Annotated in this window: 16 protein-coding genes; 4 read left to right on the top strand and 12 right to left on the bottom strand. The window is 55.8% G+C overall.

What is annotated here, in order from left to right; all coding sequences use genetic code 11:
* Nucleotides 1-390, top strand: a 390-nt coding sequence (locus AC3B8H_RS13480) for a tetratricopeptide repeat protein (protein WP_488442063.1), incomplete at its 5' end; no start/stop codon positions are given.
* A gap of 82 nt (nt 391-472) precedes the next feature.
* Here the strand turns inward: AC3B8H_RS13480 and galU are convergent.
* Entirely contained in the window at nt 473-1,354 is an 882-nt protein-coding gene (gene galU / locus AC3B8H_RS13475; protein ID WP_488442062.1) for a UTP--glucose-1-phosphate uridylyltransferase GalU, read from the bottom strand.
* 135 nt (nt 1,355-1,489) lie between these two features.
* On the opposite strand from galU, the gene AC3B8H_RS13470 reads away from it, so the two are divergent.
* Complete coding sequence (locus tag AC3B8H_RS13470) at nt 1,490-2,815, top strand: TolC family outer membrane protein (RefSeq protein WP_488442061.1); 1,326 nt, start codon at nt 1,490-1,492, stop codon at nt 2,813-2,815.
* A 113-nt stretch (nt 2,816-2,928) separates the two neighbouring features.
* Here AC3B8H_RS13470 and AC3B8H_RS13465 read toward each other — a convergent pair whose 3' ends face one another.
* Entirely contained in the window at nt 2,929-3,057 is a 129-nt protein-coding gene (locus tag AC3B8H_RS13465; RefSeq protein WP_488442060.1) for an MFS transporter small subunit, read from the bottom strand.
* 19 nt (nt 3,058-3,076) lie between these two features.
* Nucleotides 3,077-4,462 (bottom strand): L-lactate MFS transporter, encoded by a 1,386-nt coding sequence (locus AC3B8H_RS13460; RefSeq protein ID WP_488442059.1) that lies wholly within the window; start codon nt 4,460-4,462, stop codon nt 3,077-3,079.
* 132 nt (nt 4,463-4,594) lie between these two features.
* Between AC3B8H_RS13460 and AC3B8H_RS13455 the strand changes: the two genes are divergently transcribed.
* Nucleotides 4,595-4,729 carry a hypothetical protein gene (locus AC3B8H_RS13455; protein ID WP_488442058.1) on the top strand — a complete coding sequence of 45 codons (135 nt, stop codon included), beginning with the start codon at nt 4,595-4,597 and terminating at the stop codon, nt 4,727-4,729.
* A gap of 149 nt (nt 4,730-4,878) precedes the next feature.
* Entirely contained in the window at nt 4,879-5,388 is a 510-nt protein-coding gene (locus AC3B8H_RS13450; RefSeq protein WP_488442057.1) for a hypothetical protein, read from the top strand.
* Between the two features lie 45 nt (nt 5,389-5,433).
* Here AC3B8H_RS13450 and AC3B8H_RS13445 read toward each other — a convergent pair whose 3' ends face one another.
* From AC3B8H_RS13445 to AC3B8H_RS13405, 9 genes are all read right to left on the bottom strand, one after another.
* Nucleotides 5,434-5,829 (bottom strand): CBS domain-containing protein, encoded by a 396-nt coding sequence (locus AC3B8H_RS13445; RefSeq protein WP_488442056.1) that lies wholly within the window; start codon nt 5,827-5,829, stop codon nt 5,434-5,436.
* A 185-nt stretch (nt 5,830-6,014) separates the two neighbouring features.
* Nucleotides 6,015-6,671: a thiopurine S-methyltransferase gene (locus AC3B8H_RS13440; protein ID WP_488442055.1), complete on the bottom strand. Its 657-nt coding sequence runs from the start codon at nt 6,669-6,671 to the stop codon at nt 6,015-6,017.
* A gap of 37 nt (nt 6,672-6,708) precedes the next feature.
* Nucleotides 6,709-7,131, bottom strand: a complete 423-nt coding sequence (locus AC3B8H_RS13435) for a DUF6691 family protein (RefSeq protein ID WP_488442054.1) — start codon at nt 7,129-7,131, stop codon at nt 6,709-6,711.
* Nucleotides 7,128-7,553 (bottom strand): YeeE/YedE family protein, encoded by a 426-nt coding sequence (locus tag AC3B8H_RS13430; RefSeq protein ID WP_488442053.1) that lies wholly within the window; start codon nt 7,551-7,553, stop codon nt 7,128-7,130. The genes AC3B8H_RS13435 and AC3B8H_RS13430 overlap by 4 nt, the downstream gene beginning before the upstream one ends.
* A 171-nt stretch (nt 7,554-7,724) precedes the next feature.
* Nucleotides 7,725-8,630 carry a LysR substrate-binding domain-containing protein gene (locus AC3B8H_RS13425; protein ID WP_488442052.1) on the bottom strand — a complete coding sequence of 302 codons (906 nt, stop codon included), beginning with the start codon at nt 8,628-8,630 and terminating at the stop codon, nt 7,725-7,727.
* A gap of 52 nt (nt 8,631-8,682) precedes the next feature.
* Nucleotides 8,683-9,726, bottom strand: coding sequence for a sulfate/molybdate ABC transporter ATP-binding protein (locus tag AC3B8H_RS13420; protein WP_488442051.1), 1,044 nt, complete (start codon nt 9,724-9,726; stop codon nt 8,683-8,685).
* A 58-nt stretch (nt 9,727-9,784) separates the two neighbouring features.
* Entirely contained in the window at nt 9,785-10,648 is an 864-nt protein-coding gene (gene cysW / locus AC3B8H_RS13415; RefSeq protein ID WP_488442050.1) for a sulfate ABC transporter permease subunit CysW, read from the bottom strand.
* A gap of 9 nt (nt 10,649-10,657) precedes the next feature.
* Entirely contained in the window at nt 10,658-11,485 is an 828-nt protein-coding gene (gene cysT / locus AC3B8H_RS13410; protein ID WP_488442049.1) for a sulfate ABC transporter permease subunit CysT, read from the bottom strand.
* A 206-nt stretch (nt 11,486-11,691) separates the two neighbouring features.
* Nucleotides 11,692-11,941 (bottom strand): PepSY domain-containing protein (locus tag AC3B8H_RS13405; RefSeq protein WP_488442048.1); only part of this gene is annotated, 250 nt, incomplete at its 5' end.

Raw genomic sequence — 11,941 nt, 5'->3', positions numbered from 1 at the left:
CATCACTATTGCGAAGGCATGTTTTCAGCGATGTTGGCGCGCGTGGAGCGTGACCCCATGGAAAAGAAACAACTCTATAAAGCCTCCATAGGCGGCTATTCGTATGTGGAAGAACACTCTTCGCCAAACTTTGCCTGGCGCCCCAGAATTCACTACGAGAAAGGACAAGTTTTTGAAGAGACCGGCCAACTCAAGGAAGCCGTTCAAGAATACCAAAGCGCCATCAAGCTGAATCCCAAGCTGACGCTAGCATACGCGGCTCTCAGCGATTTGGCGGTGAGATCGGGACGGCCCGCCGAAGCGATCGAAATACTGCAAAAAGGATTGGAGCAAAAACCGGATTCCAAAATGCTGTTACGGCGCATGGGCAAATTGAAAAAGAACAAATAGTGTTTACCGGTATCTTTGTTGAATGGGAATAATGCCGGTCGGCGGCCTCGTCGGGGCAGCACCGACCGTTGTGATGGCAGGATTAGATCTTAGAGACGCGGTTTTGTAAATACTCCGAAAACTCGCGCTTGATTTCCTTATGTAATAAACCGTATTCGACATTGGCCAGTAGAAATCCAAATTTAGAGCCACAATCGTACCGGTTCCCCTCGAATTCGTAGGACAACACTTGTTCGTCCTTCATTAACGCGGCGATCGCATCGGTCAATTGAATTTCACCACCGGCGCCGCGACCGGTATTTTCAATTTTCTCGAAGATGGCCGGCGTCAAAATATATCGGCCGACAACCGCAATATTCGAAGGTGCCACTTCGGGCTTGGGCTTTTCGACGATGGAACTCAAACGGCCGACGCGCGGTACAACTTCGCTGTGTTCGACAATACCGTATTTGTGAGTTTCCTTGGGATCGACTTGCTCGACACCGAGTATGCTACTCTGCTCGCGCTCGAACAAGTCGACCATTTGTTTCATGCAACCCCGCTCGCCGTCTTCTATCAGATCGTCCGGCAAGATGACCGCGAACGGTTCGTTGCCGACCACCGGTTTGGCACAATGCACCGCGTGCCCCAGACCCAATGCCTCGGCTTGACGGACGAAAACGCAAGAGACATGCGAAGGCAGCAATCCCCGCAACATATTCAATAATTCGGTTTTACCGCTTTTTTCGAGTTCTTTTTCCAGTTCGTAGGATTTATCGAAATGGTTGGCGATGGATTCCTTATTGCGGCCGATCACAAACACCATCGTATCGATACCCGCGGCGATCGCTTCTTCGACGCCGTATTGAATCAACGGTTTATCGACGATGGGCAGCATTTCCTTGGCAACCGCCTTGGTCGCGGGCAACGAGCGGGTTCCCAATCCGGCGACAGGAAAGACGGCTTTGCTGATTTTTTGGCTCATATTGACTCTGATGAATTAAAGAATTGTTTTTGACGTTTCTATATTGTTTGCCTAACCTTATGGCAAACTTAAACATTTAGCGTACTTTTAAGCGATAATACCTGAATATTTTTACCCTTTCCGCGAGATATGGCAATGATAAAACCGTTGTGTACCCTGATGATGGCTTTCGTGGCGACAAATTCGGCCTACGCTCAGGATTTGCTCGAAACCTATCGCTTGGCGCTACAAAACGACCCGGAATTCAGAAGTTCGGATATCAACAAGCTGACAACCGCGGAATTAAAGTCGCAAAGTATCGCCCAAATGTTGCCGAATGTCTCGTTCACCGCCGCTAGCAATCGCACGCGTCTGGAAATCGAAAGCTTTTTACCGAATACGCCGCTACAGCATTATCTGGACAGCAGACTGACTTTCAACTTGCGCCAACCGGTGTTTCATTGGGACCACTGGATACAACTCGACCAAGCCGATAACCGCATCGCCCAGGCAGAGGCGCAATTCCAGGCAAAACAGCAAGCGTTGATGCGCCGCACCGCGGAAGCCTATTTCAACATTCTGGCCGCCCAAGACAATCTCGAATATAGCACCGCCGAGAAAAAAGCCATCGAAAAACAGTTGGAGCAGGCCAAACAGCGTTTCGAGGTCGGCATCATCGCCATCACCGACGTTTACGAAGCTCAGGCCGGTTACGACCGGGCGTCGGCCAGCGAGATCGAAGCGCAAAATCAACTCGACAACACCAAGGAGGCGCTACGCGAAATCATTGGCGAAAATGCCGCCGATTTGACAACACTTGCACCGCAATTACCGCTCAGCCCACCGGCGCCGGAAGACATGGCGAGTTGGGCCAACGCCGCCGAAAACAGTAATTTTTCTATCGTCGCCCAGATCAACCAAGCCGAATACATTCGGAAAAACATCGATCTGCAGCAATCCAAGCACCTGCCGACAATCGATATTGTGGCTCAGTACTCCGAGCAAGACAGCAGCGGTAGCCTCTACGGCACCTTGGGCAACACCGAAAGCTTTGGTCTGCAACTCAATCTGCCGTTATTCGAAGGCGGCGGCACGGTTTCTCGGACCCGCCAAGCCGCGCACGAATACGAATCCGCGAAGGAAGACCTGGTCAAGGTCAAGCGTAGCGTCAACCGCAACGTCAAGGACGCCTTTCGCGGCGTCGTCTCCAGCATCAGCCGAGTCAAGGCGCTGGAAGCCACCAGCAAATCCGCGGAAGTGGCGGTCGAAGCGGCCGAAGCCGGTTTCGAAGTCGGCACCCGGACGATGGTGGATGTGTTGACCGAGCAGCGCAATCTCTACAAGGCCAAAAGCGATTTCGCCCGCAGCCGTTACGATTACTTGATTAACGGCATCCGCCTGAAGGAAGCGGCCGGCAGTCTGGTCGAACAGGACTTGGAGCAGATTAACCAATACCTCGGCGGTCAAATCGGCCAGAATTAACGAATCGCCGGTTCGATCTCCCGCCATTAAAACGCGAATGTCCCGGCCGGCGCCGCCGAACCGCCGGCTAAGTCTTGCCGCTCGCCGTTGGCGAAAGGGTTAATTCTCCGGCTCTAGCCGAACAACACCAATGCTTTTTGCAAGGTCGACCACACCCCCCAACTCAAAGGTATTAACACATACAGCCAAAAAACGGCCGCGATCAAAATGCGGGAAATGCCCCGCGGCTTCAACTCTGTCATAACGGTCTGCCCCAGTTATTCAATGATCGTCGGCCGGATATACGCCGTCCAGCTCGTCGAATTCATCGTGCTTCATATGATGTTTTTCATGAACCGGGCGGATTGCCAGATTGGCGACAAACCCCAGCACCAATATGCCGGCCATGATGTACATCGTCACATTGTAGGCATCGCCCTTAGCCACGCCTTGGTTGATTTGATACTCGCGCAGATAATTCACCAACACCGGCCCCAATACACCGGCGGTTGACCAAGCGGTCAACAATCGGCCGTGTATGCCGCCGACATACAACGTGCCGAAAATATCGGCCAGATACGCTGGGATGGTCGAGAACCCGCCGCCGTACATGCTCATAATCAGCGCGTAAAGCAGCACGAACAGCGGTAGATTGCCGGCGCCGCCTACCGAAGGCACGGTTGCGTACAACAAAGCGCCGATCGCGAAGAATACGAAATAGGTATGCTTGCGCCCGAGGTAATCGGATGCCGACGACCAAAAAAACCGTCCGGCCATGTTAAACAAACTGAGCAAGCCAACGAATCCGGCCGCCGCTCCGGCGTCCACCCGGCCCTTGAACATCTCTTGTATCATCACCGAAGCTTGGCCCAACACGCCGATGCCGGCGGTCACGTTCAGGCACAACACCAACCACAACAGATAGAACTGGGGTGTTTTCAGTGCTTGATCGATATGCACATGTTTGTCGGTGATCATTTTGCTGCGTAGCGCGGGCGGCGTCCAACCCGGCGGCCGCCAATCCGGCGGCGGAATCCGGATCGTCAACGCGCCTATCGTCATCGACAGAAAGTACAAACTACCCATGATCATGAAAGTCTCGGACACGCCCACCGAAGTTGCCGACTTGAAATGCGCCATCAGCCACACCGCCAGCGGCGCGCCTATCATCGCCCCGCCGCCGAAACCCATGATGGCCATACCGGTCGCCATGCCCCGCCGATCCGGAAACCATTTGATCAGGGTCGATACCGGCGAAACGTAACCCAAGCCCAAACCAATTCCGCCTAGTACGCCATATCCCAAATACAACAACGCGATTTCGTGCAATTCGACGCCCAAGGCGGCAACCCAAAAACCGCCGCCGAAACAGCAGGCAGCCACAAACATCGTTAAACGCGGTCCGACTTTCTCCAACCATTTGCCGCCCACCGCCGCCGACAAGCCTAAAAACACGATCGCCAGACTGAAAATCCAACCCAGCGTCGTCAGTTTCCAATCCTCCGGTGTCGAAGCGACGACACCTAACGCGCGGCTCAAAGGCTCGTTAAACACACTAAAGGCGTAGGCCTGGCCAATGCACAAATGTACCGAAAGCGCGGCTGGCGGCACCAGCCAGCGATTGAATGCCGGTTGGGCAACGATGGTTTGTTTCGCAAAAAAACTCATGAACGCTCCGTAATATCGATGGCCCACCTCGCGAATCCGACACCCCACGCTTCCCCGTGGAAAGAACGGAGGCAACGATTCGCTCGCACGACCATCGTCAAAGGGTTTATTCTATCAGCGTTGAATCATCGATTGGCGCAAACGACAGGCGGCTATAACCCGGATTTCACAGTCATGTTGGGACGCGACGCCGAACACCCCAGCCTGTTGGCGCACCCCGTCATGATCGGCGGCGGTTATTGCCTGCTCCGGTCGCAACCGCCGTAGACGGCGCGAATCCGATGAGACGCGCCAATCAAACGGGATTTTTCAACGGATCAGCGAATTTTTTGGGGTTTCCGCGACACGCCGAATAGGGTAAATCACAATTTTCTGGCCGGATATGAAAACGCCGGCCATCGGACGAGTTCAATACGATGATAGGTTTTATTTTTTGCTGCGTCGGCCTGGCACTCTTGGTGCAGAACGGCAATCCTTACCTGGTGTTGCTGGAAAGCCCTGTTGCATTGGCGGTCGGCCTGGCCCTGATGGGTACCGCGTTGCTGGCCGGCTACTTTAGAAAATTGCCGACCATCGTCTGGCACGACGGTTTCGCGAGTGCCGGCCTGTTGGTTTGGTACGCCTATTGGAAGCCGCAATTCGATGCCGATGCGCCGATGTTTTTTTTCTTCCCGGTGTATTTCGCGGTCCTGACCACGTTAGTGACGCTATCGTTAATTAATCGCGCCGAACGCTTTGATTTGGACTCTATCGAGCATTTACGTTATCTGGAAAAAATCACCCGCTTCAATTTCGGGTCGGTGATCGCGTTTGTCTTGGTCGGTTTGTTGATTACCCGCCACTACGCGCTGTACCCGATGTCGATGACGTTTTACATCGTTCGCCATACGATGATCGTCTGCCTGGAAGGCGTCGAAAAAGCTTAGGGAACCGGCCGCCGACACCCTCGACAGCCGGTAACCGCATTCGGATTATCGAATCGTCAACAAGGCTCTAAGGACATCCACCCGGCTAATCATGCCGACCAACGAGTCGTTTTCGAATACCGGAAAACTGCGCATCGGCGAATCCTGAAATTTGGTGGCGATATCCACCAAACTGTCGCTGGCCTTGACCGTGATCGGATTCTGGTTCATGAACTCCTCGACGCGGCCTTCCATGCTTTGATTATAGGCCGAGCCCACCGCGACGCGCATCCCGTCGCGCTCGGAAAATATCCCCAATAATTTCCCGTGGTCATCGACGACCGGCATGCTGGTAATCTTGTGGTCCAGCAACTTCTTGATGGCCGTGGAGGTCTCGGTTTGTGCGGAAACGGTGATAACGTTAGCCGACATGTAATCGGCGGCGGCAATTTTGGCTAACATGGCGCACCTCGCTATAAGAATTATTATGAGCCGCGCGCGTGGCGCTCGCGACAGACTTAGTATAGTGCGCCGCGTCCTCGAGCGGTAAAAACAGTTGTCCGCTGTCGGAATCCGGCCGGGTCCGCTGCAAACCACTACCTTCTCTCGTCCGCGGACATAGGCGCGGGTGATGATTTCTTCCGAGCTTAACGCACGGTCAGCGCGTAAATCGACTCCTGTATCCGGCTGACGCCGCGCTCTCGAAATCGGGGTTCGTCTTCAAGTATGTCCACCGCCGCCCGTTCGCGCACGTCGCACCAGCCACCATACAGCGCAACGACTTCGCCAGCCGGTACCGCGAAGGGCGGACCGGCCATTTCGGCCTGATCGTAATCGAAGGTCACCAGCAACGTCCGGCAACCCGCCGGCAAGAGTTCGCGCATTTTAGCGGCATACGCCTGCCGCATCGCTGGCGGCAGAGCCACCAACGCGGCCCGGTCGTAAACAGCGGCCACATCGGCCAATTGGGCGGTCGACAGCGCGAAAAAGTCGCCACAATAGATAGTCAAGCCCTCGGCCGCGAACACGGCAAGCTCACCCTGTTGGCTAACCGTAGCGAGAATGCCGTTTTCCGAGAAAAACGCGTCCACCGCGACCCGGCTCAATTCCACCGCCACGATCCGGTAGCCTCGCCGGCGCAACCATAACAAATCCAAACTCTTTCCACACAACGGGACAAACACCGTCCCGGCCTTGGGTACCTGCAAATCGTCCCAATACGCCGCCAGACCGGGATGGTAGTCCGGATTATGAAATCCAATTTGATTTTGCCGCCACCGTTCCAACCAAAAGTCCGCTTGCACACATGCTCCTATTAATCCACCGAACCGGCAACGAAGATTATGATCGGTTTAAGCGTTTGAACAACCAAAATCCGGCGAACATCGCCGCGACGAAGGCGTAATTTCCGGCATCTCCGGCAGTCAGCCCAACCAGGGCCGGACCCGGACAAAACCCCGACAAGCCCCAACCGATGCCGAATATGGCCGAGCCGATCAATAATCTAGCGTCTATCCGGGCCGACGCCCGAGTCCCGGCCGATATATCCAACTCGTGATCGGCGATGCTGTTATCGCGATGCATCCAGTAACGCGCCAACCCCAGCGTGGTCAGAGCACCGATCATGACCAAGGCCAAGCTGGGATCCCAAGCGCCCGCGACATCCAGAAACGCCAGCACTTTGGCCGGATTGGTCATTTGCGCGACGATCAAGCCAAAACCGAACAACAAACCGTAGCCGAACAAATACGCCCTGTCCTTCATAGCGAATGCCCAATCGCGAGGATGTGTCTGACCATGTAAACAGTCACGCCGGCGCAAAGCATGAAAGTGGCGGTCGCCGCCAGCGAACGCGGCGCCAAGCGGGCGATGCCGCATACTCCGTGGCCGCTGGTGCAGCCGCTGCCCAGGCGAGTACCGTAACCGACCAACAAGCCGGCCACCGCCAGCCACGCCGGGGAATGATCGAGCGTCATCGTGATGTTGCCGCCGCCCAAGCGATACAGCGGCGCGCTGACCACCAAACCCACCAGAAACCAAGCGCGCCAACCGGCATCGCGCTGCCACAAACCAGCGGCAATTCCCGAAATCCCGGCGGTATGTTTATGGGTGTACAGCAACAAGGCCGCCGACAGCCCAATCAACGCGCCGCCGGCTAGAGAAGATAAAATTGTCGAAAGGTTCATGTGTGGATACCGGAAAAAACCCGCGTATTAAATCAGAAACGCGTTAAGCCCGCGAACTCAGGCGAAAGCGGCGTTTCCCCGTCGGAAGGTCGCGATCCACGCTCCGCCAAATCAGGCAGGCGCTTTTTTCGAACTCGAGCCGCCGAGCCGCGAGCTCGATTTGTAACGGGATCAGCCCGGAAACCGGCCAGCCGGACGGCCTTCCAGCAATTCGCTGATGAAATAGCGCAAATAAGCGGGTAGGTAAAGCTGTTTCAGATACGCGAGTTTAGTGACCGAACGCGGAATCAAATGAGCCAGATTCAAAGCCACCAGATCGCTGTCTTCCTCCGGCTGATAGGAAATATCGGCGATGATACCGACCCCCAAACCAAGCCGCACATAGGTTTTTATCACATCGGAGTCGGCGGCCGCCAACGTAATGTCCAACGGTTTGCCGGCGGTTTTGAAGGCCTTTTCGATATTCGAACGGCCGGTAAACCCGTGGGTATAGGTCAAAATCGGAAACGCCGCCAGCCGTCCCAACGTGATGTCTCCCTGAGCGAGCGGATGATGCCGCGGTACCACGGCGATATGTTGCCAGTCGTAGCACGGCTGCACCACCAGTTTTTCGTCTTCCTCGAGTTTTTCGGTACAGATGACGATGTCGGCCTTGTGCTGGTGCAACTGTTCAATCAACTGCTCGGGCGCCGACTGCACCATGTAGATCGTGATGCCGGGGTATTTGCCGCGAAAACGTTGCACCGGGCCGGGTAGCAGATATTTGGCCTGGGTATGAGTGGTGGCGATATGCAGCGCGCCGTTGCGATTGTCGCGAAAATCGTCGGCCATCACCTGAATGTTTTTCTTGGCCTGGGTGATCCGTTCCACCTGCTCCATGATGCGCTCGCCGAACGGCGTCAGCCGCAACAGCTTTTTGCCTTGGCGTTCGTAGATCGGCGAGCCCAATTCCTCTTCCAGCAATTGCAATTGCCGGCTGGCGGCCGACTGCACCACGTGCAGCTTTTCGGCGGCCTTGGATTGGTTGAAATTGGTTTCCCGCAGCGCTCTCAGCAATTCCAGTTGATTCAAATTCATAGAGTCCCTACCCCGCCGAATCGCCGTCGAGTGGCTGATTTCGGCTGCCGCGTTAATTGAACCAATGCGCCTGCCGGATGTGCAGATCGACCCGGTCGCCCTTGTTAAGCCGGAGTTGCCTGAATTGCTCGTTGGGCATCTCGGCAAACAACGTCGCTCCAGAGCCGTTGTATTGCGGATTCAGCAATTCCACCCGTATCGTTGAACCCAAGTGCTGCCAATCCTTCAGCGTGATTTGCGACGGCGACGCGGCCTCGGCCCTGGCGACATCAATGTGCTGCGGACGGATATGGGCAACTAAACCGTCCGGCTCGTCCAAGGTAATCCCCGCCTGAGCCAGCCAGTGTTGATCTTCCGAAGACAAGCGGACGACGTTGGTCTGCCCGATAAATTGCGAGACGAAGGCATTGGCCGGGTGATCGTAAATCTCGGCCGGCGCGCCGGCCTGCTCGATTCGGCCCTGGTTCAACACCACAACCCGGCTGGCGACTTCCATCGCTTCTTCCTGATCGTGAGTCACAAAAATACTGGTGATGTGCAGTTCCTGGTGCAGATTGCGCAGCCATTGCCGCAAATCCTTGCGGACACTGGCATCCAGCGCGCCGAAGGGCTCGTCCAGCAACAGTACGTTGGGCTCGACCGCCAAGGCTCTGGCCAACGCGATCCGTTGACGCTGACCGCCGGACAACTGATCCGGAAAACGCTCGCCCAGCCAGTCCAGTTGCACCAGTTCCAGCAGCGCGTGAACCTTCTTGGCGATGTCGGCTTCGCTGGGCCGCTGCCTGCGCGGCTTCACACGCAAGCCGAACGCCACGTTGTCGAACACCGTCATGTGGCGGAACAACGCATAGTGTTGAAACACGAAACCAATACCGCGCCGGCTGACATGCTGGTCGGTTTTGTCCTCGCCGCTCAACAGTACTCGACCGCTGTCCGGCGATTCCAGGCCGGCAATGATGCGCAGCAACGTGGTCTTGCCGCAGCCGGAAGGCCCTAACAGCGCTACCAACTCGCCTTCCGGAATCTCCAGGTCGATGTTGTGCAGCGCATGAAATGCGCCGAAGGTTTTACTAATGTCGGCTAACAGGATGCTCATCTTGGAACTCCACTCAATAACGTACGGGTGAATTGGGTTGGCGCTTGGCCGCAGCGACTTAGGCCCGGGCTTGCTTCCATTCCAGGAAACTTTTCAGAATCAGCGTGACGATCGCCAGGCCGGCCAGCAAAGATGCGCTGGCGAAGGCGCCGACCGCGTCGTAATCGTTGTAACTGACCTCGACGTGCAAGGGCAGCGTATTGGTGACGCCGCGAATATGGCCGGACACCACCGATACCGCGCCGAACTCGCCCATCGCGCGGGCGTTGCACAGCAGTACGCCGTACAGCAAGGCCCATTTGATATTGGGCAGGGTCACCTTGAAAAAGGTTTGCCAACCGGTCGCGCCCAGCGACAACGCGGCCTCCTCTTCCTCGCTACCCATTTCCTGCATCAGCGGAATCAATTCGCGGGCCACGAACGGAAAGGTAATGAAGATGGTGGCCAGCACAATGCCGGGTACCGCGAAAATGATTTTGATCTGTTGCGCCGATAGCCAATCGCCCAGCCAACCCTGCGCACCGAACATCAGCACGAAAATCAACCCGGAAATCACCGGCGACACCGAAAAAGGCAGATCGATCAGCGTGGTCAGCAAACTTTTGCCGGGAAATTCAAAGCGGGTGATGGTCCAGGCGGCGGCAACGCCGAACACCGTATTCAGCGGCACCGTGATTGCCGCGACCAGCAAGGTCAATTTCAGCGCCGCGATCGCATCCGGTTGGCCCAAGGCTTGCCAATAGGCGTCCCAGCCTTTCGCAAACGCCTGCACCAGCACCAGGATCAACGGGGCGCACAGAAACAATGCAATGAATCCAACCGCGACCGCGATCAGGCTCCAACGCAGCCAGCTTGGATCTTGCAAGGCTTTACGCTGGGCTTGACCGGCACCGTCGCCGACGACATGTACAGTGGCGTGCATGGTTAACTCCTAAATCTGCCCGGAGCGCCGCCGCACCCAGAGCTGCAATAAATTCACCAAAAGCAATAAAAAGAACGACAAGACCAGCATCGTCAGCGCGATCGCGGTCGCCGCGCCGTACTGAAACTGTTCGAGTTTGGTAACGATCAATAACGGCACGATTTCCGAGACGTAGGGCAGATTGCCGGCAATGAAAATCACCGAGCCGTACTCGCCGATGCCGCGGGCAAAGGCCAGCGATACGCCGGTCAGCAGCGCCGGAAAAATATTCGGGAATATCACTTTGACGAACACCTGCAGGCGCGAGGCCCCCAAGCTGGCCGCCGCTTCTTCCATATTGGTATCGAATTCCTGCAACACCGGCTCGACGGTACGAACTACGAACGGAATGCCGATGAAGATCAGCGCCACCACGATGCCCAGCGGTTTGTAAGCGACTTGAACGCCCAAATTGGCGATCAACCATTTCCCCAGCCAGCCGCTGGGTTGATAAATGGTCGCCAACACCACCCCGGCCACCGCGGTCGGCAACGCAAACGGCAAATCGATCAACGCATCGAGAAAGCGCTTGCCCGGAAACGGATAACGCACCAATACCCAGGCGATCACTCCGCCAAAACCGCCGGCCGCCAATGCCGCCAACAGCGCGGTCCCGAAACTGACTTGGAACGAAGCCAACACGCGTTTATGCGTGACGATGTCCAGGTATTCCTGCCATCCCAGTTGCAGACTCTTGAACACCAAGCTGCTCAGCGGTATCAGTACCACCAGCGCCAGATAAACCAGCGTGTAGGCGAATGCCGGCCTAAAGCCCGGCATGATCTTGCTTTGCGTCATCGCGCCTCTCCGCTCCGTTATTGCGTAAAACGATATAGTCGGAGCAAATGGTAAAGAATTGCGAATAACAGGTGAAATGATATAAATCGAAAATAAAATCGATATATTAGATATACAACCCTTGCCGACAACGCGCTAAAACACCTGAAAGCGTCGGTTCCGATCGAAATTAACTCGGATGGCCGCAGCGGCGACCATTGAGCTCTCTAACGTTTGGCAAACGAGTGCCGCAACCGAGAGAGCCTAACGGCCCGGCGCTTTTGCCGCCAAAGGATCAGTCCGGTAACGAAAAGTCCAACACAAGCGATGCCGGACAGTAGCACCAAAATCCGCCCCGGCAAGCGCAAAAATTGGCTGGAATGCAATGGCCATTGCCATTGTGGAAACGCGTTGCCTAAACCGCTCGACAGCGGCGTGGCAACATGGAGGATGTTGCCGTGGTACTGATCGGCGACG

Source organism: Methylomonas sp. BG-2 (genome assembly GCF_057766305.1).
This window is presented reverse-complemented; position numbering and strand designations above follow the sequence as displayed.

Bases quoted from the DNA above. Each gene is read 5' to 3' on its own strand.
- AC3B8H_RS13460 (WP_488442059.1), bottom strand. From the start codon at position 4,462: ATGAGTTTTTTTGCGAAACAAACCATCGTTGCCCAACCGGCATTCAAT.
- cysT (WP_488442049.1), bottom strand. From the start codon at position 11,485: ATGACGCAAAGCAAGATCATGCCGGGCTTTAGGCCGGCATTCGCCTAC.
- AC3B8H_RS13445 (WP_488442056.1), bottom strand. From the start codon at position 5,829: ATGTTAGCCAAAATTGCCGCCGCCGATTACATGTCGGCTAACGTTATC.
- AC3B8H_RS13420 (WP_488442051.1), bottom strand. From the start codon at position 9,726: ATGAGCATCCTGTTAGCCGACATTAGTAAAACCTTCGGCGCATTTCAT.
- galU (WP_488442062.1), bottom strand. From the start codon at position 1,354: ATGAGCCAAAAAATCAGCAAAGCCGTCTTTCCTGTCGCCGGATTGGGA.
- cysW (WP_488442050.1), bottom strand. From the start codon at position 10,648: ATGCACGCCACTGTACATGTCGTCGGCGACGGTGCCGGTCAAGCCCAG.
- AC3B8H_RS13465 (WP_488442060.1), bottom strand. From the start codon at position 3,057: ATGACAGAGTTGAAGCCGCGGGGCATTTCCCGCATTTTGATCGCGGCC.
- AC3B8H_RS13435 (WP_488442054.1), bottom strand. From the start codon at position 7,131: ATGAAGGACAGGGCGTATTTGTTCGGCTACGGTTTGTTGTTCGGTTTT.
- AC3B8H_RS13430 (WP_488442053.1), bottom strand. From the start codon at position 7,553: ATGAACCTTTCGACAATTTTATCTTCTCTAGCCGGCGGCGCGTTGATT.
- AC3B8H_RS13450 (WP_488442057.1), top strand. From the start codon at position 4,879: ATGATAGGTTTTATTTTTTGCTGCGTCGGCCTGGCACTCTTGGTGCAG.
- AC3B8H_RS13470 (WP_488442061.1), top strand. From the start codon at position 1,490: ATGATAAAACCGTTGTGTACCCTGATGATGGCTTTCGTGGCGACAAAT.
- AC3B8H_RS13425 (WP_488442052.1), bottom strand. From the start codon at position 8,630: ATGAATTTGAATCAACTGGAATTGCTGAGAGCGCTGCGGGAAACCAAT.